The sequence below is a fragment of the Litorisediminicola beolgyonensis genome (genome assembly GCF_042679605.1).
Taxonomy (GTDB): Bacteria; Pseudomonadota; Alphaproteobacteria; order Rhodobacterales; family Rhodobacteraceae; genus Litorisediminicola; species Litorisediminicola beolgyonensis.
In genome coordinates this window covers 29983-52522 of sequence record NZ_JBHTMU010000024.1, presented here as the reverse complement: position 1 = coordinate 52522, position 22540 = coordinate 29983, and the positions used below count along the sequence as shown (strand labels likewise).

The 22540-nt window shown below is 67.0% G+C and carries 16 protein-coding genes; 13 read left to right on the top strand and 3 right to left on the bottom strand.

Annotation, left to right across the window (positions count from 1 at the left end; genetic code table 11):
* Positions 1-34: 34 nt before the first annotated feature.
* The 7 genes from ACFQ4E_RS13375 to ACFQ4E_RS13345 all read left to right on the top strand — a co-directional run bounded on the left by ACFQ4E_RS13375 (position 35) and on the right by ACFQ4E_RS13345 (position 9523).
* On the top strand, positions 35-2353 hold the full coding sequence (locus ACFQ4E_RS13375; RefSeq protein WP_386804355.1) for a sensor histidine kinase NtrY-like: 2319 nt from the start codon (positions 35-37) through the stop codon (positions 2351-2353).
* A 16-nt stretch (positions 2354-2369) separates the two neighbouring features.
* The gene (ntrX, locus tag ACFQ4E_RS13370) at positions 2370-3797 is read left to right on the top strand and encodes a nitrogen assimilation response regulator NtrX (protein ID WP_386804354.1); all 1428 of its coding nucleotides are present in this window, start codon (positions 2370-2372) and stop codon (positions 3795-3797) included.
* Positions 3798-3941: 144 nt separating this feature from the next.
* Positions 3942-5318, top strand: coding sequence for a Trk system potassium transporter TrkA (gene trkA / locus ACFQ4E_RS13365; RefSeq protein ID WP_386804352.1), 1377 nt, complete (start codon positions 3942-3944; stop codon positions 5316-5318).
* A 1-nt stretch (position 5319) separates the two neighbouring features.
* Positions 5320-6837, top strand: a complete 1518-nt coding sequence (locus ACFQ4E_RS13360) for a potassium transporter TrkG (RefSeq protein WP_386804351.1) — start codon at positions 5320-5322, stop codon at positions 6835-6837.
* Between the two features lie 130 nt (positions 6838-6967).
* A complete protein-coding gene (gene hfq / locus ACFQ4E_RS13355; protein WP_386804349.1) occupies positions 6968-7207 on the top strand; it encodes an RNA chaperone Hfq in 240 nt (79 codons plus the stop codon).
* A gap of 17 nt (positions 7208-7224) precedes the next feature.
* On the top strand, positions 7225-8478 hold the full coding sequence (gene hflX / locus ACFQ4E_RS13350; protein WP_386804383.1) for a GTPase HflX: 1254 nt from the start codon (positions 7225-7227) through the stop codon (positions 8476-8478).
* A 58-nt stretch (positions 8479-8536) separates the two neighbouring features.
* Positions 8537-9523, top strand: a complete 987-nt coding sequence (locus tag ACFQ4E_RS13345; protein ID WP_386804347.1) for an FUSC family protein — start codon at positions 8537-8539, stop codon at positions 9521-9523.
* Positions 9524-9527: 4 nt separating this feature from the next.
* Here ACFQ4E_RS13345 and ACFQ4E_RS13340 read toward each other — a convergent pair whose 3' ends face one another.
* Complete coding sequence (locus tag ACFQ4E_RS13340; RefSeq protein WP_386804345.1) at positions 9528-11993, bottom strand: penicillin acylase family protein; 2466 nt, start codon at positions 11991-11993, stop codon at positions 9528-9530.
* 116 nt (positions 11994-12109) lie between these two features.
* Here ACFQ4E_RS13340 and ACFQ4E_RS13335 point away from each other — a divergent pair, with 116 nt between their 5' ends.
* Positions 12110-12988, top strand: a complete 879-nt coding sequence (locus ACFQ4E_RS13335; RefSeq protein ID WP_386804343.1) for an NAD(P)-dependent oxidoreductase — start codon at positions 12110-12112, stop codon at positions 12986-12988.
* A gap of 405 nt (positions 12989-13393) precedes the next feature.
* Positions 13394-16225, top strand: coding sequence for an Rne/Rng family ribonuclease (locus ACFQ4E_RS13330; protein ID WP_386804342.1), 2832 nt, complete (start codon positions 13394-13396; stop codon positions 16223-16225).
* Positions 16226-16298: 73 nt separating this feature from the next.
* On the opposite strand, the gene ACFQ4E_RS13325 is transcribed toward ACFQ4E_RS13330, so the two are convergent.
* Positions 16299-16529: a sulfurtransferase TusA family protein gene (locus tag ACFQ4E_RS13325; protein ID WP_386804381.1), complete on the bottom strand. Its 231-nt coding sequence runs from the start codon at positions 16527-16529 to the stop codon at positions 16299-16301.
* A gap of 93 nt (positions 16530-16622) precedes the next feature.
* Between ACFQ4E_RS13325 and ACFQ4E_RS13320 the strand changes: the two genes are divergently transcribed.
* The 4 genes from ACFQ4E_RS13320 (at position 16623) to ACFQ4E_RS13305 (ending at position 21054) form a co-directional block, all read left to right on the top strand.
* Positions 16623-17375 carry a cytochrome c biogenesis CcdA family protein gene (locus ACFQ4E_RS13320; protein WP_386804340.1) on the top strand — a complete coding sequence of 251 codons (753 nt, stop codon included), beginning with the start codon at positions 16623-16625 and terminating at the stop codon, positions 17373-17375.
* Positions 17376-17502: 127 nt separating this feature from the next.
* Entirely contained in the window at positions 17503-18735 is a 1233-nt protein-coding gene (locus ACFQ4E_RS13315; RefSeq protein ID WP_386804339.1) for a hypothetical protein, read from the top strand.
* The gene (locus tag ACFQ4E_RS13310; protein WP_386804336.1) at positions 18732-20078 is read left to right on the top strand and encodes a cytochrome P450; all 1347 of its coding nucleotides are present in this window, start codon (positions 18732-18734) and stop codon (positions 20076-20078) included. Before ACFQ4E_RS13315 ends, ACFQ4E_RS13310 begins: the two co-directional genes overlap by 4 nt.
* Positions 20079-20160: 82 nt before the next feature.
* On the top strand, positions 20161-21054 hold the full coding sequence (locus ACFQ4E_RS13305; RefSeq protein WP_386804334.1) for a fructose bisphosphate aldolase: 894 nt from the start codon (positions 20161-20163) through the stop codon (positions 21052-21054).
* Between the two features lie 149 nt (positions 21055-21203).
* Here ACFQ4E_RS13305 and ACFQ4E_RS13300 read toward each other — a convergent pair whose 3' ends face one another.
* Entirely contained in the window at positions 21204-22496 is a 1293-nt protein-coding gene (locus ACFQ4E_RS13300) for an O-acetylhomoserine aminocarboxypropyltransferase/cysteine synthase family protein (RefSeq protein WP_386804332.1), read from the bottom strand.
* Positions 22497-22540: the final 44 nt, after the last annotated feature.

Here is a 22540-nt window from a genome sequence, read left to right as displayed (position 1 = left end):
CACGGGGCCGGTTGCTCCGGAGAGACCACAAGATATGGCGGTTGGCTGCATCGAGCAGTCATCAATTCGAGAGGCGGCTGTGGCCACCCGAGCACGGAGTCTGAACTGGACTCGCCTGGCAAAGCTCAGGCGACAGAGGCGCGTCCAGAACGCGTTCACCCTGGGGCTTGTCTTTCTCGGACCTGTCCTCGCGGTGACGACCTATCTGGTGCTGGGTCCTCTGGATCGCGGCTCGTCGCAGAGCATGGCGCTGCGCTTCATCCTTCTCGCCGATCTCGTCTATGTCCTGCTTCTGGCCGCGCTGGTGATGAGCGCGCTTGCCCGGATGGTGTCTGCGCGGCGCGCGCAATCGGCCGGATCGCGGTTGCACCTGCGCCTGACCGGCGTCTTCGCGCTGATGGCGCTCTTGCCGACGATCACCGTCGCGGTCTTTGCCGTCCTGACCATCAACGTCGGTCTCGAGACCTGGTTCTCGACCCGCGTGTCGAACGTGGTCGGCGCCTCGCTCTCGGCCGCCGAGGCCTATGAGCTCGAGCATCGCGAAGACCTGATCCAGGACGCGACCGCGCTTGCGGCCTTCCTTGATGCCAACCGGCGCGCCGCCCCCTTCATGGACGATGGCGAGCTGCGGCAGGTCCTGTCGAGCGGGCAGGGACAGATCCAGCGCGGTCTCCGCGAAGCCTATGTGATCGACGGCGAAGGCACGATCCGGGCCCGGGGCGAGCGCTCGTATCTCTTCGACTTCGAGGATCCGGGCGCGGCGAAGATCGCCGAGGCCGAGACGCAAGGAGCGGCGGTGATAGAGGACTGGTCGAACAACGAGTTCCGCGCGCTGATCCCGCTCGACGCTTTCGTGGACCGGTTCCTCTACGTCAGCCGCGAAGTCGATGGCGGCATCCTCAACCTTCTCGACGACACGCAGGAGACCGCGCGCTTCTACCAGCAGCAGGAAAGCGAGCGCGGACGTCGGCTCTTCGATTTCGCGCTGCTCTACCTGGGCTTCGCGGTGCTGCTTATCCTCGCCGCGATCTGGCTGGGTCTCTGGTTCGCCGAGCGGCTGTCGCGGCCCGTCGGGCGTCTGGCCGGTGCGGCGCAGCGCGTCGGCGCGGGCGATCTGGACGTGCAGGTGCTCGAGGACGAGGGCGATGACGAGATCGCCATGCTGGGGCGGTACTTCAACCAGATGACGCGGCAGCTCAAAGGCCAGCGGCAGACGCTTCTCGACAACACAAGGCAGATCGAGCGCCGGCAGCGGCTCTTCGACTCGGTTCTGACCTCCGTTACCTCCGGGGTCGTGGGGCTTGACCCCGAGGGCCGGATCACCTTCGTCAACCGCTCCGCCGAAAAGCTTCTGGGCTGGTCCAGCGACCAGGAGCAAGACAGCCTGCCGCTCTCGGTCGCGGTGCCCGAGTTCACGCCGCTTTTCGATCGTCTGCGCGACACCGGCGCGGAGGTCGTGCAGGAAGAGGTCAAGCTGTCGCGGTCCGGCAGTCTCGAACATCTCCTGGTCCGCGTCTCGCCACGGCGGCGCGAGGATGACAGCCTCGAGGGTTACGTGGTCGCCTTTGATGACGTGACCGATCTGGTCAGCGCGCAGCGGATGGCGGCCTGGGGCGACGTGGCGCGGCGGATCGCGCATGAGATCAAGAACCCGCTGACGCCGATCCAGCTCTCGGCCGAGCGGATCAAGCGCAAGTTCCGCAAGGGGCTCGACGAGACCGAGGCCGAGCGGCTCGACCAGATGACCGAGGTCATCGTGCGGCAGACCAATGACCTGCGCCGGATCGTCGACGAGTTCTCCAAATTCGCGCGGATGCCCGAGCCCGAGACCAATCCCGAGGATCTGGCCGATCTCCTGCGCGGCGCGGTGCTCCTGCAAGAGACCGGCCAGCCGGATGTGCGCTTCGTCACCGACCTGCCGCGGCAGGCGGTTCCGGCGGAGTTAGACGCCACGATGATCAGCCAGGCGCTGACCAACCTCATCAAGAATGCAGGCGAGGCGATCGAGAGCCTGGTGGAGCAGGGCGCGCCCGAGGGGTTCGCGCCCGAGATCCATGTCGGCATGGCGCTCGAAGACGGCCGCGCCGTCATCCGCATCGCCGACAATGGCATCGGGCTGCCCGAGGACCGCGCGCGGCTCTTCGAGCCGTACGTGACGACCCGCGACAAGGGCACCGGCCTCGGCCTGCCCATCGTCAAGAAGATTATCGAGGAGCACGGCGGAACGCTGGCCCTCGAGGATGCGCCGGTGTTCGGCGGCGCGTCTCATGCCGGAGCGATGGCGGTGGTCCGCCTTCCGCTCGGGCACACCGGCCCGAAAGAGGCGGCCGAACGAGCAGTGGACACGGTTTGAGGAAAGGATTTACGACATGGGCGACATTCTGATCGTCGACGACGAGCGGGACATCCGGGAATTGATCGGGGACATCCTCGAGGACGAGGGCTACACCACGCGTCTGGCCGGGACCTCGAACGAGGCAATGGCCGAGATCAACGGCGAGCCTCCGGCGCTGATCATCCTCGATATCTGGCTGAAGGACAGCAAGATGGACGGGATCGACATCCTCAAGACCGTCAAGCGCGACAATCCCGGCATCCCGGTGGTCATCATCTCGGGTCACGGCAATATCGAGATCGCGGTCGCGGCGATCAAGCAGGGCGCCTACGACTTCATCGAGAAGCCCTTCAACATCGACCAGCTTCTGGTGGTCATCCGGCGCGCGATGGAAACCTCGCGCCTCCGTCGCGAGAACCAGAGCCTCAAGCGCCGCGAGACCCAGACCGCCGAGATGATCGGCGATTGCGCCTCATTCCGCGGTCTCGTCAGCCAGCTCGACAAGGTCACCAAATCGAACGGACGGGTGATGCTGACGGGTCCCGCCGGTGCAGGCAAGGAGGTCGCGGCCCGCTACATCCACGCCAAGTCGGGCCGTGCGCAGGGGCCCTTCATCACCGTCAACTGCGCCAATATCGCGCCCGAGCAGATGGAAGAGATCCTCTTCGGCCGCGAAACCGCGGATCGCGGGATCGAGCCCGGGCTTCTGGAGCAGGCCCATGGCGGCGTCGTCTTTTTCGACGAGGTCGCGGACATGCCGCTCGGCACCCAGTCGAAGATCCTGCGGGTGCTGGTCGACCAGCAGTTCCAGCGCGTCGGCGGTCAGGACAAGGTGCGGGTGGACCTGAGGGTGATCTCCTCGACCAACCGCGACCTCGCCCATGAGATCGCCGCGGGCACCTTCCGCCAGGAGCTCTATCACCGCCTGAACGTGGTGCCGATCTCGGTGCCGAGCCTCGAGGACCGGCGCGAGGACATCCCGCTTCTCGCGCGGCATTTCGTCGGGCTCTTCAACAAGGCCCAGGGCCTGCCGCTGCGCGAGATCTCCGACGAGGCGGTGGCGCTCCTGCAGACCATGATCTGGCCCGGGAACGTGCGCCAGCTGAAGAACCTGATCGAGCGGGTGCTGATCCTCGGCGACGGCACCGACGCGATCGAGGCGCGCGAGCTGCCTCAGGACACCGGGCCGTCCGGCTCCGAGGAGGGGCGCGTCGTCCTCTCGGGGGCGCTGGCCACCCTGCCGCTGCGCGAGGCGCGCGAGGCCTTCGAACGCGAATACCTGCTCACGCAGATCAACCGGTTCGGCGGCAATATCAGCCGCACCGCCAGCTTCGTCGGCATGGAGCGCTCGGCGCTGCACCGCAAGCTCAAGAGCCTCGGCGTCGTCACCTCGGCCAAGGGCGGCGCGCGCGTCGCGCATGTCGAGGAAGAAGAGCCCGAGCCGCAACGCAAGGCCTCCTGACAGGGACCTCGGGGCAGGGGCGCGATGCGTCCCTGCCAGCGGTCCGGTCGTGGTCCCGTGCGCAGGGACGCCGCGCTCCGTTGACCCGCCGCGCGTTACCTGTCAGACCGGAACATCGAAGATCCCCGGCATTGAAGGCAGGGCATGAAGGTCATCATTTGCGGCGCGGGCCAGGTCGGCTGGCAGATCGCCCGCCACCTCTCGGGCGAGAGGAACGACGTCACCGTCGTCGACAACAATCCCGATCTCGTGCGCCGTGCCACCGATACGCTCGACGTGCAGGGCATCGCGGGCTTCGCGTCCTATCCCGACGTGCTTGAGCGCGCGGGCGCAGAGGACGCGGACATGATCATCGCCGCGACCCATTCCGACGAGGTCAACATGGTCACCTGCCAGGTGGCCCACTCGATCTTCTCGATCCCGCGCAAGATCGCCCGGCTCCGCTCGCAGAGCTACCTGACCGCGATCTATTCCGATCTCTATCGCCGCGATCACCTGCCCATCGACGTGGTGATCAGCCCCGAACGCGAGGTGGCCGACGCCGCCCTCCAGCGCCTCGGCGCGCCCGCGGCCTTCGATACCGAGGTCTTCCTCGACGGGCGGGCGCAGCTTCTGGGCCTGACCATCGACGCCGAATGCCCGGTGGTGAACACGCCGCTCAGGCAGTTGACCGATCTCTTCTCGACCCTGCGCTCGGTCGTCGTCGCCGTGCGCCGAGAAGGCACGCTCTTCGCGCCCGAGCCGCGCGATCAGCTTTTCGTCGGCGACAGCGCCTATGTGATGGTCCATTCCGACGATATCCGTCGCACGCTCGAGATCTTCGACAAGCCGGTCCTGTCGCAGGAGCGGGTCGTCCTGATCGGCGGCGGCAATGTCGGGCTCATGGTCGCCAAGAACCTCGAGAACCGGGCCCAGCGCGTGCGCGCCAAGGTGATCGAGAAGAACCGCCGGATCGCGGAAGTGGCCGCCGAGGCGCTGGAGAAGACCATCGTGCTCCATGGCGACGGTCTCGATTCCTCGCTTCTGGCCGAGGCCAATATCGACCGCGCCGACGCGGTGCTCTGCGTCACCGACGACGACAAGACCAACATGCTCGCGGCGGTGCGCGCCAAGGCCGAGGGCTGCCGCATGGCCATCGCGCTGATCAACGACCCCACGCTGGTGCCCCTCATGGAGCCCCTGGGGATCGACGCCTATATCAACCCGCGCGCCACCACCGTCAGTTCGATCCTGCGCCACATCCGCCATGGTCGCGTGCGCTCGGTCTATTCCATCGGCGACGCCGAGGCCGAGGTGATCGAGGCCGAGGTGCTGTCGACCTCGCCCATCGCCGGAACGAAGATCCGCGACATCGACTTCCCGGAAGGCGTTCTGGTCGGCGCGGTCGCCAAGGAAGGCAAAGTGGTCAAGATCACCGGCGATCTGCGCATTGAAGAGGGCGATCTGATCGTCATCTTTGCGCTCTCGAAGGACGTCGCGGAAGTGGAGCGGCTCCTGCAGGTCTCCATCGATTTCTTCTGAAATGCCCCGTTTCCTGCTGTCCCTGCCGCTGATCCTTCTTTTCACCGGGATCGCGTCGCTGGCAATGCTGGTCCCGGCGGGCTACGCGCTGAAATTGAACGACCACCACGACGCGCGGGCGTTCCTCTATGCCGCGATCATCGGGCTGGTGCTCACCGCGCTGGTAGCGGTGGCGCTGGCGGGACGCGAGCACAACCGCAACCCGCTGCGCCAGCTCCTGGCGCTGCTGCTGGGCTACATCCTCCTGCCCGCCATCCTGGCGATCCCCTTCCACGAGGCGGTGCGCACGACGAGTTTTCTCAACGCCTATTTCGAGATGGTCTCGGCGCTCACGACGACGGGCGCGACGCTCTTCGACCCCGCGCGCCTTTCGGGGGCCGAGCATCTTTGGCGGGCGCTGGTGGGCTGGCTCGGGGGGCTGCTTCTCTGGATCGCGGCCTCGGCCATCCTCGCGCCGCTGACGCTCGGCGGCTTCGAGGTCACGGCGGTCTCCGAACCCGGACAGGCCGCGGCGCCGGGTGCGGCGCATCGCGACCAGTCGGACCCGCGCCAGAGGCTGGCGCGCGCGGTCGCGGCACTGGTCCCGGTCTATGCGATGCTGACAGGCGCGCTCTTCGTGCTCCTGGCGGTCGCGGGCGAGCGGCCCTTCGTGGCGCTCTGCCACGCGATGTCGGTGATGGCGACCTCGGGCATCTCGCCGGTCGGAGGGATCGCGCGCTCCGAGGCGGGCCTCGGCGGCGAGGTGATCGTCTTCTGTTTCCTCCTTTTCGCGCTCTCGCGGCTGACCTTCTCGAACGACACCTCGGCGGCGCGGCGCACCGGTCTCTGGTACGATCCGGAGTTCCGCATGGGGCTGATGATCACCATCCTCGTGCCCTCGGCCCTGTTCCTGCGCCACTGGCTCGCAAGCTTCGAGGTCGGCGAGGAAGAGGACCTGATCGCCGCGTTCCGCGCGTTCTGGGGCGCGGTCTTCACCACGCTCTCGTTCCTGACCACGACCGGGTTCGAAAGCGTCGATTGGGCGCGCGCGCAGAACTGGTCGGGGCTCGACACGCCGGGCCTGATCCTGATGGCCCTGGCGGTGACCGGCGGAGGCGTCGCGACCACGGCGGGGGGCGTGAAGCTCCTGCGCGTGTTCATCCTCTACCTGAACGGCCGTCGCGAGCTTGAAAAGCTCATCCACCCAAGCTCGGTCGGCCGCTCGGGGCTTCTGAGCCGCCGCACCCGCCGCGAGGGTGCGTTCATCGCCTGGGTGTTCTTCATGATCTTCGCGCTGACCGTGACCGGCACGGTGCTGGCGCTCTCGCTCACCGGTGTCAGGTTCGAGCCGGCCTTCGTCCTGTCCGCGGCGATGCTCACCAATACCGGCCCGCTCGTCACCTTCGCCACCGAAATGCCGATCCAGATCGCGCAGATGGCCGACAGCACCAAGGCGCTTCTCTGCGCGGCGATGGTGCTCGGTCGGCTCGAGGTTCTGGCCATCGTCGCGATGATCACGCCCGAGCTTTGGCGGGATTGAGCATTGCCATGCGCTAACAGGGCCAAAGTCGCACAGATTTCCTCTGGAATCTCGCTGGCCCTGTCTCCATACTTGGGGACGGCGTGCCGCTGAGGGTCGCAATAAGGCGCAAGAACAAAGGCTTTTTCGAATGGCATCGGACAGACAAAACCTGCAGGACGCGTTTCTCAATCACGTCCGTAAAACAAAGGTTCCGGTCACTGTATTTCTCATCAACGGGGTCAAGCTTCAGGGCGTGATCACGTGGTTCGACAATTTCTGCGTGCTGCTGCGCCGCGACGGCCAGTCGCAGCTTGTCTACAAGCACGCGATCTCGACGATCATGCCCGCGCAACCGATCAATCTCTATGACGGTGACGAGGGCAATTGAAGGAACATGCCCCGCATGTGACCCGGGCCTGGGTCCTGCATCCGGACATCAAGACCGACCGTGACCGGCGCGATGCAGCCCCGGCGCTGGAAGAGGCCGTGTCTCTGGCCGAAGCGCTTCCCGACCTGACGGTCGCGGGGGCCGAAATCGTGCCCTTGCGCGATCCCCATCCCGGCACGCTGTTCGGCTCCGGCAAGATCGAGGAGCTGCGCGAGCGGCTGAAGGAGGCCGAGGTCGAGCTTGTTCTCGTCGACGGCCCCGTGAGCCCGGTGCAGCAGCGCAATCTCGAGAAGGAGTGGAAGGTCAAGCTTCTGGACCGCACCGGCCTGATCCTCGAGATCTTCTCGGACCGCGCGGCGACCCGCGAGGGCGTGCTGCAGGTCGAGATGGCAGCGCTGAGCTACCAGCGCACCCGGCTGGTCCGCGCCTGGACCCACCTGGAACGTCAGCGCGGCGGTCTGGGCTTCGTGGGCGGTCCCGGCGAAACCCAGATCGAGGCCGACCGGCGCGCCATCGACGAGCAGCTCGTGCGGCTTCGCCGGCAACTCGACCGTGTGGTCAAGACCCGCGACCTGCACCGGAAAGCGCGCGCCAAGGTGCCCTATCCGATCGTCGCGCTCGTGGGCTACACCAACGCCGGAAAATCCACGCTCTTCAACCGCCTGACCGGTGCCGAGGTCATGGCCAAGGACATGCTCTTCGCCACGCTCGACCCGACCATGCGGGCGGTCAAGCTGTCCTCGGGCCCCGAAGTGATCCTGTCGGACACGGTGGGCTTCATCTCGGACCTGCCGACCGAGTTGGTCGCGGCCTTCCGCGCCACTCTGGAAGAGGTTCTGGCCGCCGACCTGATCGTGCATGTGCGCGATATCTCGCATCCCGCGACAGAGGAGCAGGCCGAGGATGTGCGGGCGATCCTCGCCTCGCTCGGCGTGACCGAAACCACGCCGCAGATCGAGCTCTGGAACAAGATCGACCTTCTCGATCCCGAGGTCCGCGACGCCGCGGTCACGCGCGCCTCGCGCGATGAGGGGCTCTTCGCGGTCTCCGCCGTGAGCGGGCAGGGGCTCGACGGGTTTCTCGACGCGGTCGCGGATGTCCTTGCCGGGGAGACCCGCGAAGAGGCGCTGCATCTGGGCTTCGACGACGGGCGCAGACGCGCCTGGCTCTTCCAGAAGGGGCTCGTCGCCGGAGAAGAGCAGACCGAGGACGGCTATGACCTGACCGTCCGCTGGACGGCCTCGGACGCGGCGCAGTTCGAAAAGCTCTGATTTCGCCGCACTTTCCGGCCCGCGCCCCCGACCTATCTCGGAGGCAGTTGGAGGAGAGATGCAGGCGCTCAAGACATTCTTCGTGGATGGCGACACGCCGATGAACTGGCGGGACGTCGCGGTGATGCTGGCGGCCATCGCGGTGCCGCCGCTGATCGGCGTGATGCTGTTCGGGCGGATCGGGGCGGTGGCCTTCGTCGCCGCGCTGCCCGCCCATATCGCCGCGCGCGACGCAGGCCTTCAGCCCGCCGTCGTCGTCACGCTCGTCACCGGCATGGCCGGGATGCTGGTTCTGGGCGAACCGAGCCTCGCCCTGCCGGTGGCCGCCGCACTCGCCGCGATGACCTCGATCGCCTGCCAGCACGGCTTTGCCATGCCCTGCCTGCGCGCGCTCTTCATCTGGACGATCTTCACCGGGCCGATCCTTCCGACCGAGGATCTGTCGGGGCTGTTCCTGATCTATCTCGTCGCGATGGGCTGGAGCCTCGGGGTCACGCTGATCTTCTTCGAGGTCAGCGAGTTGACGCGGGCCGAACGCTCCTCGCGCACCTATTCGGCCGCCTTCGGGGCGGCGCTCGGTGTCGGCCTGGTTATCTCGATCTGGGTGGGACGGCATTTCTTCGGCGAGCACGGGTTCTGGTTCCCGTTGACCTTCGTGGTGCTCTGGCTGCCGCCCTTCGGCGAGCTTTTCTCGCGCACCGCCAAACGCACCGTGGGCACGATCATCGGCACTGCCATTTCGCTGGTCATCGCGCTCTGGATCAAGCTGCCCTGGGTCTCGGGCGTGATGGGCGCGCTGGCGCTCGCGCTCGCGTTCCGGCTGCTGCCGCGGAGCTATGTCTTCTTCACCGCCTGCCTGACGGTGACGGTGCTTGAAGCGCTCTCGCTGGTCTCGGACCTCGACCATCTCGCGACAGAACGCATCACCACCATGTTCGCGGCTGCGGTGATGACGGGTCTCCTGGGCCTTCTGACCTTCGGCGCGCTCCGGGTTCTGCACCCTGAGGCCTTCCGCGAGTTGATGGAGACGGCGCCCTACGACTGAGCGCTCAGCGCGGGCTCAGACGGGTGATCCCGACCGAGGCCGCCCGGGCGAGGTCCGGATCGAGCGACATCGGGATATACTCGCCGCGCCGCCAGAGCTGGCCGAGATTGTCGTAATGGCGCGACAGAAAATGGCCGGACTGGCCGGTCGCGCTGATGAAGACCGAGCTGTCGGGATCGGCGAAATCGTAGACGCCGCGATAGCCCGCCGCGTGCACGTTCTCGAACGGGTTCGGATCGCGCCCCGATGTCTTGCCGCGCTGGAGCGTGAAATCGCCCCCCGAGGTCGATTGCCGGATGTTCACGAAGGCCTTCAGCAGCGGCACGTCGCCCAGCACTGTATGGGTGTGCGCCGCCTGGTGGGCATCGCCCCAGCGCAGGCTTTCGAGATCGGTGCCGTATTTCTCGCCGACCCAGACCAGCGCGTCGTCGAGCGCCAGCCGCGCGATGTCCGAGCAGCTTTCCTCGCGCGCGGATTGCTTGATGTCGCACCAGGCCGAAGCCCCGTCGATGTCTCGGAAGACGCGCTCGATGAAGAGCGGCTCGACATGGTCGTACTTGTCCGCGAGCGGGCCGATATCGTCGCGGATCAGCCGCTCCTGCAACGCGCGCAGCCAGGCCGCGTAAAGAAGCGGCTCGGGCAGGTGCTCGTTCATCTCGCCCGACCAGTTGGCCAGAAGCTCGAGCGCGCGCTGGCGCTGGCGATCCGGTGTCCCCTCGGGCGCGGCCTCGCCGGTGAACCAGAGATCCGCGCCGATCAGCGGCAGGAGCGTCCGTGCGGCGACCGAGACGGTGTCGAGCTGTGCTTCGATGAAACTGTCGCGGGTGTGGACGCCGCGGTTCTGCATCATCGTCTGCCAGCGCTGCACGCGCTGGCTGTCGCCCCAGTCGAAACTGACATGCTCCGGGAACGGCCGGTCGATGACCTTGTTGTTGGTGTTGCCGACGATGCCGCCCTCGGGCGCGATGAACTCCGGGTTGTCGGCATAGGGCAGGCGGCCCTGCCAGCGGTTCTCGGCGCGCCACCCCGGGGCCGGAAGGCGGCCCTGGCTCTGGTGGCGCGGATCGCGCGCGGGCGCATGGCCCACAAGCTTCATGCCGATCTTGTCGCGGTCGATCAACGTCAGCATCTGCGCCGGCGCGACATAGGCCTCGGACAGTTCGACCGCCTCTTCGACGGAGCTTGCGAACATCAGCCCGACCGCGGCGCTGGCCGAGCTGTCCTCGCTCGAGAGCGCGGTCCAGCTGAGCGACATGACATGCCCCGGCGGTGTGACGGTCTGCAGATCGTAGCGCGTGCCGGGAATGACCGGGCCGTTCTCGGTCCAGCGCAGCGTCAGCGTTACGGGCGGGGAATCCTTGATGTTGACGATGGAGCGGCGGGTTTCGAACCGCTTCCAGCCATCGGGCGTGCGGTATTCCTCGGGATTGTCGGGGTTCAGTTCCTCAAGGTGCAGATCCTGATCGTCGAGATAGGCCGAGGTCAGCCCCCAGCCCAGCCGCTCGGACCGACCGACCATGATCGCCGGGATGCCGGGGATCGACCCGCCGATGACGCCGCCGGTCGAGAGCTGCATCCGCGCGAGATACCAGATCGTCGGGGCCGTCAGGCCCAGATGCGGGTCATTGGCCAGAAGCGTCCCGCCCGAGGCCGACCGGTCCGGCGCCGCGGCCCAGCCGTTCGATGCCCCGGCCAGACCGCGCGGCGGCGCGGGCCAGAGCAATCCGGGATCGGTGCTTTCCGCAAAGAGCGTGCCGCGACCGATGCCGGGGGCAAGCTCGGCATAGGCGGGCAGGGCAGCCACGCCCTCGCCGGGGAGATCGGGCAGGATGTCGGAGAGACGATCCTCGTCACCGAGCGTGAGCGACGTTCGCGCCCGCAGCACCTCTTCCGAAAGGAAGCCCGATAGCTGCAGCGCCATCAGCTTGATCACGGCCAGACTGTCGGCGGGCTGCCAGGGTGCGAGCGTCGGATCGAAGAGGAAGAACTCCGGCGCGCCGCGCCCGAGACTGTCGCGGTTGATCTCGTCGATCCGGGCGTTCACCCCGGCGGAATAGGCCTCGAGCGCCATCATCGTGCGCGCGTCCTGCGCCTCGACCGATTGCCGCGCCAGCATGTAGAGGTCGAAGCGGCGCAGAAGCTTGTCGGTCTCGACCGTGCGGGTGCCGAAGAGCTCGGAGAGGCGGCCCTGCGCGGTGCGGCGCATCAGCGTCATCTGCCAGAGCCGGTCCTGCGCGTGCACATATCCCAGGCCGAAGAACGCGTCCGCATCGGTGGTGGCGAATATATGCGGCACGTTCGAATTGTCGCGCACGATCTCGACCGGCTCTTCGAGGCCCGCGACCGTGACGTCGCGGTTGTAGTCGGGCAGCGACCGCGAGGCGAGGTAGTAGACCACCACGACGCCCAGCATGCCGAGGAGCAATGCGACCGAGATCAGCCGGACAAGCCATCTGAACAGAAATGCCATTGCTCTGAATGCCCTCACCCTCGCGCCTTGCCTTGGCGCGCGCCCGGATGGGACTAAACCGTTACCAAAGCCTTGCCAAGAGCAGGGCCGCTCACGACAGGGACAGGAGAGAGATCATGGCGAAATGTGCGTTTCTGGGGCTCGGCGTGATGGGCTTCCCGATGGCGGGCCATCTGCAGCGGGCGGGCCACGACGTGACGGTCTACAACCGGACGGCCTCGAAGGCGGAGACATGGGCCAAGGAACATGGCGGCACTCACGCCGCGACGCCCCGCGAGGCCGCCGAGGGCGCGAGCTTCGTGATGGCCTGCGTCGGCAATGATGACGACCTGCGCGCGGTCTGCACCGGCGAGGACGGTGCCTTTGCGGGCATGAACGAGGGCGCGATCTTCGTCGATCACACCACCGTCTCGGCGCAGGTGACCGAAGAGCTCTATGGCGCGGCCAGCGAGGCCGGTCTGGGCTTTGTCGACGCGCCGATCTCGGGTGGACAGGCGGGGGCGGAGAACGGCCAGCTGTCGATCATGTGCGGCGGCGACCATGAGCATTTCGACCGCGCCGAGCCGATCATGCAGGTCTATGCCAAGATGTGCCGCCGGATCGGCGGCTCGGGCGCGGGCCAGATGACCAAGATGTGCAACCAGATCGCCATCGCCGGTCTCGTGCAGGGGCTCTCGGAGGCGCTGCATTTCGCCGAGAAGGCCGGGCTCGACGGGCACGCGGTGGTCGAGGTCATCAGCCAGGGCGCTGCAGGCTCTTGGCAGATGTCGAACCGCTACGAGACCATGCTCGACGATCATTTCGAGCACGGCTTCGCCATCGACTGGATGCGCAAGGATCTCGGCATCTGCCTGAAGGCCGGGGATTCGATCGGCGCGCCCCTGCCGGTGACGGCGCTTGTCGACCAGTTCTACAAGGACGTGCAGGCCATGGGCGGCGGGCGATGGGATACCTCCGCGCTCATCCGGAGGTTGCGCGCCTTCGGCAACATCTGAGATAGGGCTCGGCGATTGACCATTGTGTTCGACCCTATGGCGCAGTAAGTTTGCCGAACGGCAGGCGCGCCCCGGTCACGGGGTGCCCGACCGCCACAGAGTTTCGCTGAACGGGCCGGTCCGACATGAGGACCCGCGTTCAGACCGATCCGGCCCCTCGGGGCCATCCTGAATTGCCCGGCCCGCAATTGTCGCGACGGGCATGTATAAATGGGCGTGGCGCCGGTCAACAGACCGCCCGCGTCGGAGAAGAACCGCGATGACGCGCGCGCAGGACATGAGGCAGATGAACAGGGACCCCGGGTCTCTGCCTGCCCCCACGCCGCGCATCGCCCCTGACAGACATCGCCGCACGACCGCCGGTCCCCCTGGGACGGGCACGCTGTGGCGTTGCAAACGGACACTATGGCTAAGAAAATGCTCATCGACGCCACCCACGCGGAAGAGACCCGCGTCGTGGTGGTGGACGGAAACAAGGTCGAGGAATTCGACTTCGAATCCGAAAACAAGCGGCAGCTCGCCGGCAATATCTATCTAGCGAAAGTCACCCGCGTGGAGCCCTCGCTCCAGGCGGCTTTCGTGGATTACGGCGGCAACCGTCACGGCTTCCTCGCCTTCTCGGAAATCCATCCCGACTACTATCAGATCCCGGTCGCCGACCGTCAGGCGCTGATGGAAGAGGAAGAGGCCGAGGCCCGCGAGGCCGCGCGCGAAGAGGAAGAGGGCAAATCCAAGTCCCGCTCCCGGTCGCGCTCGCGCCGGGGCTCGCGCAACTCCAAGAGCGAGAAGGCCGAAAAGGCCGAGACCGGTGACGAGGTCCTGACCAAGGTCCCCGACACGATCAACGGCATGGAGACGATCGACCTCGCCGATGGCGAGGACGAGGCCCATGACGACGAGGGCAGCTCGCCCATGGAAACCGTCGCCGAGACCCCGGTCGACACGCCCTCCGGCGACGAGGTCGAGTATGACACTGCCTCGGACGAGAGCGATGACAGCGCCGACGCGTCGGACGAGGACGGCGCCGAGGAGAACGCCAAGGACAGCGACGATTCCATCGAATCCGTCGCCGATGACGACACCGAGGAAGACATCCGCCCGGTCCGCAAGCCGCGCGCGCGTCGCTACAAGATCCAGGAAGTCATCAAGGTCCGCCAGATCCTCTTGGTGCAGGTCGTCAAGGAAGAGCGCGGCAACAAGGGCGCGGCGCTGACCACCTATCTCAGCCTTGCCGGTCGTTACTGCGTGCTGATGCCGAACACCGCCCGTGGCGGCGGCATCTCTCGGAAGATCACCAACGCGGCCGACCGCTCGAAGCTGAAGGAAATCGCCAATTCCATCGACGTGCCCAAGGGCGCCGGCCTGATCATCCGGACCGCGGGCGCCAAGCGCACCAAGACCGAGATCAAGCGCGACTACGAGTATCTTCAGCGCCTCTGGGAGCAGATCCGCGAGCTGACGCTGAAATCCATCGCGCCGGCCAAGATCTACGAGGAAGGCGATCTGATCAAACGCTCGATCCGCGACCTCTACAATCGCGACATCGACGAGGTCTTCGTGGAGGGCGAGCGCGGCTACCGCATCGCCAAGGACTTCATGAAGATGATCATGCCGTCCCACGCGAAGAACGTGAAGCATTACGCCGACCCGATGCCGCTCTTCGCGCGCTATCAGGTCGAGAGCTACCTGAGCTCGATGTTCAACCCGACGGTGCAGCTCAAATCCGGCGGCTACATCGTGATCGGCGTGACCGAGGCGCTCGTCGCCATCGACGTCAACTCCGGCCGGGCCACCAAGGAAGGCTCGATCGAGGAGACCGCGCTCAAGACCAACCTGGAGGCCGCCGAAGAGGTGGCGCGCCAGCTGCGTCTGCGCGACCTCGCGGGTCTCATCGTCATCGACTTCATCGACATGGACGAGCGCAAGAACAACGCCGCCGTCGAGAAGAAGCTGAAGGACAAGCTCAAGACCGACCGCGCCCGCATCCAGGTGGGCCGGATCTCGGGTTTCGGCCTCCTCGAGATGTCGCGCCAGCGTCTGCGCCCCGGCATGATCGAGGCGACGACGGCGCCGTGCCCGTCCTGCCACGGCACCGGCCTCATCCGCTCGGACGACAACCTCGCGCTGCAGGTGCTGCGCCAGATCGAGGAAGAGGGCGTCCGCCGCCGCTCCCGCGAGGTGCTGGTGAAATGCCCGGTGGGTATCGCCAACTACCTGATGAACCAGAAGCGCGAGCACATCGCCCAGATCGAGCTGCGCTATGGCATGGCAGTCCGGGTCGAGGGCGATCCGTCGCTCGTGAGCCCGGATTTCTCGATGGAGAAGTTCAAGACCGCGACGCGCTCTGTCCCCGAAGCGACCGCGCCGGTCGTGTCGGTCGACGCGATGCTGATGGACCAGATCGACGCCGAGGAAGCCGAAGCGGAAGACGAAGAGGACGAGGTCTCGACCGAGGACGAGCGTCCCGAGACCGAGGCGCAGGAGGGCGAACAGAAGCCCAAGAAGCGCCGCCGTCGTCGTCGTCGCAGCAAGAAATCCGGCAATGGCGAGGGTCAGGGCGACGAGTCGCGCGCTGACGACGACCAGAACAGCTCGGACGAGGGCGACGATGCGTCCGAAACCGACGGGTCGGAGACCGAGAACGCGGGCGAGGGGGACACCCCGAAGAAGCGCACCGTCTCGCGCAGCCGCAAGCCGTCGAAAGCGACCGAGGAGGCTCCGGAGGCCGCACCTGCTGCCGAGACCGCCGACGCCACTTCTGAAGAGACCGCCGAGGAGGAGGCTCCGAAGCCCAAGAAGAAGACCACCCGCTCGCGCAGCCGCAAGAAGCCCGCAGCGAAGCCGGAGCTGGCCGAGGAAGCCGCCGACGAGGCCGCGACCGCGTCTCCCGCCGAGGCAGAGCCCAAGGCCGAGCCGGTCGATGTGAAGATGGAAGAGGCCCCGTCCGCGCCCGAGCCCGCCGCCGCCGAGACCGGTAGCGTCGCGCCCGCACCCGCGCCGGAAGAGGTGGCGACCATCGCGGATCCGGTGACCGAAGCCCCGGCCGAGGACCCGATCCCGACCCCCGAGGCGCCCGCGCCCGAGGTCCAGCCCGAGGCGGAGGTGTCCGTCGCCGAGCCCGAGCCGGAGGTTGCGCCGGAAGAGCCGCGCGAGCTGGAGCCCGCAGAGGCCTCGGACGAGCGCGCCGAAGAGGACGACAAGCCCAAGCGGCGCGGCTGGTGGAATCTCGGCCGCTGATCCGGCTCGGAATTCGAGAACGAAAACGCCCCGGTTTTGCGACCGGGGCGTTTTTCATTCACATCTCGCGGTGTCAGCCCTTGCGGATGGTCCAGACCATCGCCGCGCCGTCCTCGCGGCTTTCTTCGAGCGCATGCCCGGCCTCGGCGCAGAAATGCGGCATGTCGACCACCGCCGCCGGATCGTCGGTGCGGACGACGAGCAGATCTCCCGCGGCCAGCGGCTGGAGCCGCTTGCGGGCCTTGAGGACGGGCAGGGGGCAAAGGAGCCCGGTGGCGTCGAGCTCGTGCATCGTGTAGGTCATGGCCGAGCGATAGGCCGAAAGTTTCAGCCTGTCCACGGGGTTGTGACGCTCAGCCCGGGTGACGCCGCCCGCCGGATCGCGTAAGCGGGTTTCATGTTCGGAATCGAGATCATCGACGCCTCGCTCCTGCCCGCCATGCTGGTGGCGCTGGCGGCGGGCATCATCTCGTTCCTGAGCCCCTGCGTCCTGCCGGTCGTCCCGCCCTATCTGGCCTTCATGTCCGGCGTGTCCCTGAACGAGATGCAGGCGGGCGGATCGGCACGGGCGCGCGCGACCCTTGCCGCGCTCTTCTTCGTGCTGGGGCTCTCGACGGTGTTCCTGTTCCTGGGCTTCACGGCCTCGTGGCTGGGTGCGTTCTTCCTGCAGAACCAGATACTTCTGTCGCGGATCGCCGGTGCGGTGGTGATCGTCTTCGGTCTGCACTTCCTGGGCGTCTTCCGCATCCCGTTCCTCGACCGCGAGGCCCGGATCGACGCGGGCGAAAGCGGCGGCTCGGCCTTCGGGGCCTATATCCTGGGGCTGGCCTTTGCCTTCGGCTGGACGCCCTGCATCGGCCCGCAGCTGGGCGCGATCCTGTCGCTCGCCGCCTCCGAGGCCAATGTCGCGCGCGGCACGCTGCTTCTGGGCGTCTATGCCGCCGGTCTCGGCATCCCGTTCCTGCTGGCGGCGATCTTCCTCAGCCGCGCGATGGGGCTGATGACGCGGATCAAGCGGCACATGAAGCTGATCGAGCGGCTGATGGGTGTGCTTCTCTTGGTCGTCGGCCTCGCGCTTCTGACCGGCGCGTTCTCGGCCTTCTCCTTCTGGCTGCTCGAGACCTTTCCGGCCCTCGCCACGCTCGGCTGAGCCACCCGTGGCCTCCGCGCCACAGCGGCGAGATCCGCCTTAGTCCTGCCCGAAAACTCCGCTAATCTGGCGCGCGAGTTGGAGCAGAACCGCCCCGTAAGAGCGCGCCCGAGCACGGAGACACCCCATGCCGCCCAAGGATGCCCCGGTCGCACGTCGCCGGGTGTTCTACATTCCCGGCTACGACCCGATCCATCCCCGCCGCTACCGCGAGCTTTATCGCAAGGAAGGCGCGGACCAGGCCCGGATCTCCGGCTACGACATCGCGCTCAGCCCCGAGCGGCGGGCGGATGCGCAATATGGCTGGCAGGTCGAAGGCCATATCGACGGTCACGTCACCCGCGCCGAGATCGAGGTGCTGGTCTGGTCCGACATCGTGCGCGACAGCATGGCGACGACCATCCCCGGCACCTATCGCGAGCTGGTCCGCACCGCCTGGACCTATATCGGCTCCGGCGCGCTCCGCCGCCTGATGCGGCTGCGCAAGGGCCCGGTGATCGCGGCGCTCTATCCCATCGGCATGCTCCTGGGGCAGGCACTGGTGGCGCTGGTGCTGGCCTGGCTCATCGCCTGGGGTCTCGCGCAGACCGCGCCCTGGACCGGCATCTTCTGGATCCCTCTGGCGATCCTTCTGGGGGCCGCGGTGATCGTCGCCACGCTCAGGTGGTTCAAGTCCCATGACGGCAAGCTCTTCGCCTATTACCTGATGCATGACTACGCCTATTCCGCGCGCTGGAACGGCGCCAACCCGCCCGAGCTCGAGGGGCGGATGGCCGAGTTCCGCGCCCGCATCGCCGAGGCGCTGACCGAGGACGTGGACGAGGTGCTCGTGGTCGGTCACTCCTCGGGCGCGCATCTGGCGGTCTCGATCCTCGCCGACCTGATCCGCAAGGGGCAGGCGCCGCATCGCGGCCCGAGACTGGCTTTTCTGAGCCTCGGTCAGGTGGTGCCGATGCTCTCCTTCCTGCCCGGAGCGCATCGGCTCCGCGCAGATCTGCATTACCTCTCGGCGCGGCGCGAGCTGACCTGGGTGGATGTCACCGCCCCCGGCGATGGCTGCGCCTTCGCGCTCTGCGATCCGGTCGCGGTCTCCGGTGTCGCGCCGGACGCGCGGCGCTGGCCGCTGGTGTTCTCGGCGCAATTCACCCAGTCGCTCAGCCCCGAGCGCTGGAAGGAGTTGCGCTGGCGCTTCTTCCGCCTGCATTTCCAGTATCTCTGCGCCTTCGACCGGCCTTTGGACTATGATTACTTCCAGATCACCGCCGGGCCGATGACGTTGCGCGACCGCTATGCCGACCGGCCGCCGTCGATGAGCCGGATCGACATCCCGGTCTCCAAGTTCACCTCCATGGCCGCATGATCCCGCCGAAGCCCCGCGCGCGCGAGGGCCGCGTGTCGCTCTGGCGCTACGCCCGGCTCTTTCGCGACGACATCCTCTCGGCCCAGCCCGCGCGGCTCTACCGCGCCTGGATGGCCGAGTTCCGGACGCCGTTTTTCCGCTCCTATCTCGTCAACCAGCCGGATCTGGTGAAGACGGTTCTCAAGGACCGCCCGCGCGATTTCCCGAAATCCGACCGGGTGGGCGAGGGACTGAGGCCGCTTCTGGGAGAGAGCGTGTTTCTGACCAACGGCGCCGTCTGGGAGCGCCAGCGCCGGATCATCGACCCCGCCTTCGAGGGTGGACGGCTCCGCGACACCTTTGCGCCCATGTGGCATGCCGGCGAGGCCGCGGCGGCGCGTCTCGCGGCGCGGGCGGGCGAGACCGTCGAGATCGAGGAAGAGACCAGCCACGCCGCCGCCGACGTGATCTTCCGCACGCTCTTTTCGCTACCCATCCAGCACGAGACGGCGCAGGCCGTGTTCCACGAGTTCCGCGCCTACCAGCGCAGCCAGCCGATCCTGAACCTCGCCGCGCTCCTGCCGCTGCCGCGCTGGATGCCGCGGCTCTTCCGCCGCGACACGCGCGCCGCCGCCGCCCGCATCCGCCGCCTGATCACCGACCTGACCGCCGCGCGCATGCGCGAGATCGAGGCCGGGACCGCGCCCGATGACCTCGCCACCAAGATCATGACAACGCCCGATCCCCAGACCGGCGGGACCTTCTCCACCGAGGAGATGGTCGACCAGGTCGCGATCTTCTTCCTGGCCGGGCACGAGACCTCGGCCTCGGCGCTGGCCTGGGCGCTCTATCTTTGCGCCACCCATCCCGATTGGCAGCAGCGCGTCGCCGAAGAGGCGCGCGCTCTGACCGGAGAGGCGTCGGACATGTCGCGCCTGCGTGTCTCGCGTGATGTCTTCCGCGAGGCGCTCCGGCTCTACCCGCCGGTGCCGATGATGGTCCGCGAGACGACCTGCCCGGAGCGGTTCCGCGACCGCGCGCTTCCCAAGGGCGCGCAGGTCGTCCTCAGCCCCTGGCATCTTCACCGCCACGAACGCCTCTGGGACGATCCCGACAGGTTCGACCCGGCGCGGTGGGGCACCGAGAACGGCCGGAGCTGCGGGCGCGACGCCTATATCCCGTTCTCCGCCGGAGCGCGCGTCTGTCCGGGCGCGGGCTTCGCGATGCTCGAGGGGCCGCTTCTCCTGGCCCTGATCTTGCGGGATCTCCGCGTCGCTCCGGTCGAGACCCATGTCCCCGAGCCGGTCGCGCATCTCACCGTGCGCGCGCGCGACGGCATTCATCTCCGCGTCGCGCGCCGTTAGCGATAAACGCGGGTCCGTGCTCTACCCAAGCGCCGAGGGATCGCCTAGACCTTGGCGCGACAAGGAATTCGGGGAGGCAGACATGGCCGACGATCGTGCAGAAATGACCAAGCGCATGGGCGAGGGCCACGGCTTCATCGCCGCTCTCGACCAATCGGGCGGCTCGACGCCCAAGGCGCTGCGGCTCTACGGCGTCGAGGAAAGCGAGTATGACGGCGAAGAGGCGATGTTCGCCGAGATCCACAAGATGCGGTCGCGGATCATCACGGCGCCTGATTTCACCTCCGAGAAGGTTCTGGGCGCGATCCTGTTCGAGCGCACCATGCGCGGCGAAGTGGATGGCAAGCTCACCTCGGCGGCGCTCTGGGAGGATCGCGGCATCGTGCCGTTCCTGAAGATCGACAAAGGGCTCGAGGACAAGGCGCAGGGCGTTCAGCTGATGAAGCCGATGCCCGGGCTCGAGGCGCTTCTCGAAGAAGCGCGTGGCTTGGGGATCTTCGGCACCAAGGAACGCTCGGTCGTCCACGAGGCCAATGCCGACGGCATCGCCGCGGTGGTGGCCCAGCAGTTCGAGGTCGGCGAGACCGTGTGCAAGGCGGGTCTCGTGCCGATCCTGGAGCCCGAGGTCGACATCCATTCCGAGACCAAGGCGGAGGCCGAGGTTATGCTGCGCGACGCGATCAAGACGCATCTCGATGCGCTGCCCGAGGACCGGACTGTGATGCTCAAGCTCACCATCCCGACCGAGCCCGGGCTCTATGACGTGCTGGCCGATCACCCGCGCGTGCTGCGTGTCGTGGCGCTCTCGGGCGGCTACTCGACCGACGATGCGTGCAAGCGGCTGGCGCAGAACGACAAGATGATCGCGAGCTTCAGCCGGGCTCTGACCGAAGGCCTGTCGAAGCAGCAATCGGATGACGAGTTCAACGCGGCGCTCGGCGCGAATATCGACAAGATCTACCGCGCGTCGCTCTGATCCGGCGCGGCCACCAGAATTTTATCTAAAATTCTGGTGGCCTTTGCGGTGCTTCGATCCGCAGTCACGCATTCAGCATATAGCATCACAGCGTCCAGCCGATTGGGGAGCTCCAGAATTTTAATTAAAATTCTGGAGCTTGGCCTGTGTCAGGCCGAGGCTTTCACCAGCGCCTGGTCGAGATCGCGGATCAGGTCGTCGGCGTCTTCGATGCCGATCGAGATGCGGACCACGTCCGGCGCGGCCCCCGCGGCCACCTGCTGCTCTTCGGTCAGCTGGCGGTGGGTGGTCGAGGCCGAATGGATCACGAGGCTCCGGGTGTCGCCGAGATTGGCGACATGGCTGAAAAGCTCGAGGCTGTCGACGAGCTTCACGCAGGCCCCGTAGCCGCCTTTGAGCGTCACCGTGAAGAGCCCGCCTGCACCCTTGGGACAGATCCGCGCCACCCGGTCGTGATAGGGCGAAGAGGTCAGACCCGCATAGGTGACCTTCGCCACCGCGTCATGGCCCTCGAGCCATCCCGCGACCTTCATCGCGTTGGCCACGTGCCGCTCCATCCGCAGCGACAGGGTCTCGATCCCCATCAGCGTGTAATGCGCCGCCTGCGGGTTCAGCGTCATGCCGAGATCGCGCAGACCGATGGCGATGCCGTGGAAGGTGAAGGCGAGCGGGCCGAAGGTCTCGTGGAACTTGAGCCCGTGATAGGCGGGCTCGGGCTCGGAGAGCGACGGGAACTTGCCCGAGGCGGACCAGTCGAACCGGCCGGAATCCACCACGACGCCGCCGGTCACCGTTCCGTTGCCGGTCAGGTACTTGGTCAGCGAATGCACCACCAGCGTCGCGCCGTGCTCGATCGGGCGGCAGAGATAAGGCGTGGCCGAGGTGTTGTCGACGATGAGCGGCAGGCCGACCTTGTCGGCGATCCCGGCCACGGCATCGAGATCGGTGATGTAGCCGCCGGGATTGGCGATGGATTCGCAGAAGATCGCGCGGGTGTCGTCATCGACCGCGGCCTCGACCGCGTCCAGATCATCGAAATCGACGAATTTCGCCGACCAGCCGAAGCGCTTGATGGTCTGGCTGAACTGCGTGACCGTGCCGCCGTAGAGTCGGGTGGAGACCACTACGTTGCAGCCCGGTCCCATCAGCGGGAAGAGCGCCATGATCTGTGCCGCGTGACCCGACGAACAGCAGACCGCACCGGCGCCGCCCTCGAGCGTGGCCAGACGCTCCTGCAGCACCGCGACGGTTGGGTTGGTCAGGCGCGAGTAGATGAAGCCCACTTCCTGAAGGTTGAAGAGCGCGGCCGCGTGCTCGGCGTCGCGGAAGACATAGGCGGTGGTCTGGTAGATCGGCGTCTGCCGCGCGCCCGTCGCCGGATCGGGGCGGCTGCCCGCGTGAATCTGAAGCGTGTCGAAGCCGTAGCTCGGTTGATCGCTCATGTGGAAATCTCTCCCTGTCCCAATGCGGCGCGAGGCTAGGACGG

Coding starts and splice junctions, on each gene's coding strand:
- ACFQ4E_RS13305 (WP_386804334.1), top strand. CDS start 20,161: ATGGCCGACGATCGTGCAGAAATGACCAAGCGCATGGGCGAGGGCCAC.
- ACFQ4E_RS13375 (WP_386804355.1), top strand. CDS start 35: ATGGCGGTTGGCTGCATCGAGCAGTCATCAATTCGAGAGGCGGCTGTG.
- ACFQ4E_RS13360 (WP_386804351.1), top strand. CDS start 5,320: ATGCCCCGTTTCCTGCTGTCCCTGCCGCTGATCCTTCTTTTCACCGGG.
- trkA (WP_386804352.1), top strand. CDS start 3,942: ATGAAGGTCATCATTTGCGGCGCGGGCCAGGTCGGCTGGCAGATCGCC.
- ACFQ4E_RS13320 (WP_386804340.1), top strand. CDS start 16,623: ATGTTCGGAATCGAGATCATCGACGCCTCGCTCCTGCCCGCCATGCTG.
- hfq (WP_386804349.1), top strand. CDS start 6,968: ATGGCATCGGACAGACAAAACCTGCAGGACGCGTTTCTCAATCACGTC.
- ACFQ4E_RS13345 (WP_386804347.1), top strand. CDS start 8,537: ATGCAGGCGCTCAAGACATTCTTCGTGGATGGCGACACGCCGATGAAC.
- ACFQ4E_RS13340 (WP_386804345.1), bottom strand. CDS start 11,993: ATGGCATTTCTGTTCAGATGGCTTGTCCGGCTGATCTCGGTCGCATTG.
- ntrX (WP_386804354.1), top strand. CDS start 2,370: ATGGGCGACATTCTGATCGTCGACGACGAGCGGGACATCCGGGAATTG.
- ACFQ4E_RS13325 (WP_386804381.1), bottom strand. CDS start 16,529: ATGACCTACACGATGCACGAGCTCGACGCCACCGGGCTCCTTTGCCCC.
- ACFQ4E_RS13315 (WP_386804339.1), top strand. CDS start 17,503: ATGCCGCCCAAGGATGCCCCGGTCGCACGTCGCCGGGTGTTCTACATT.
- ACFQ4E_RS13335 (WP_386804343.1), top strand. CDS start 12,110: ATGGCGAAATGTGCGTTTCTGGGGCTCGGCGTGATGGGCTTCCCGATG.
- ACFQ4E_RS13330 (WP_386804342.1), top strand. CDS start 13,394: ATGGCTAAGAAAATGCTCATCGACGCCACCCACGCGGAAGAGACCCGC.
- ACFQ4E_RS13310 (WP_386804336.1), top strand. CDS start 18,732: ATGATCCCGCCGAAGCCCCGCGCGCGCGAGGGCCGCGTGTCGCTCTGG.
- ACFQ4E_RS13300 (WP_386804332.1), bottom strand. CDS start 22,496: ATGAGCGATCAACCGAGCTACGGCTTCGACACGCTTCAGATTCACGCG.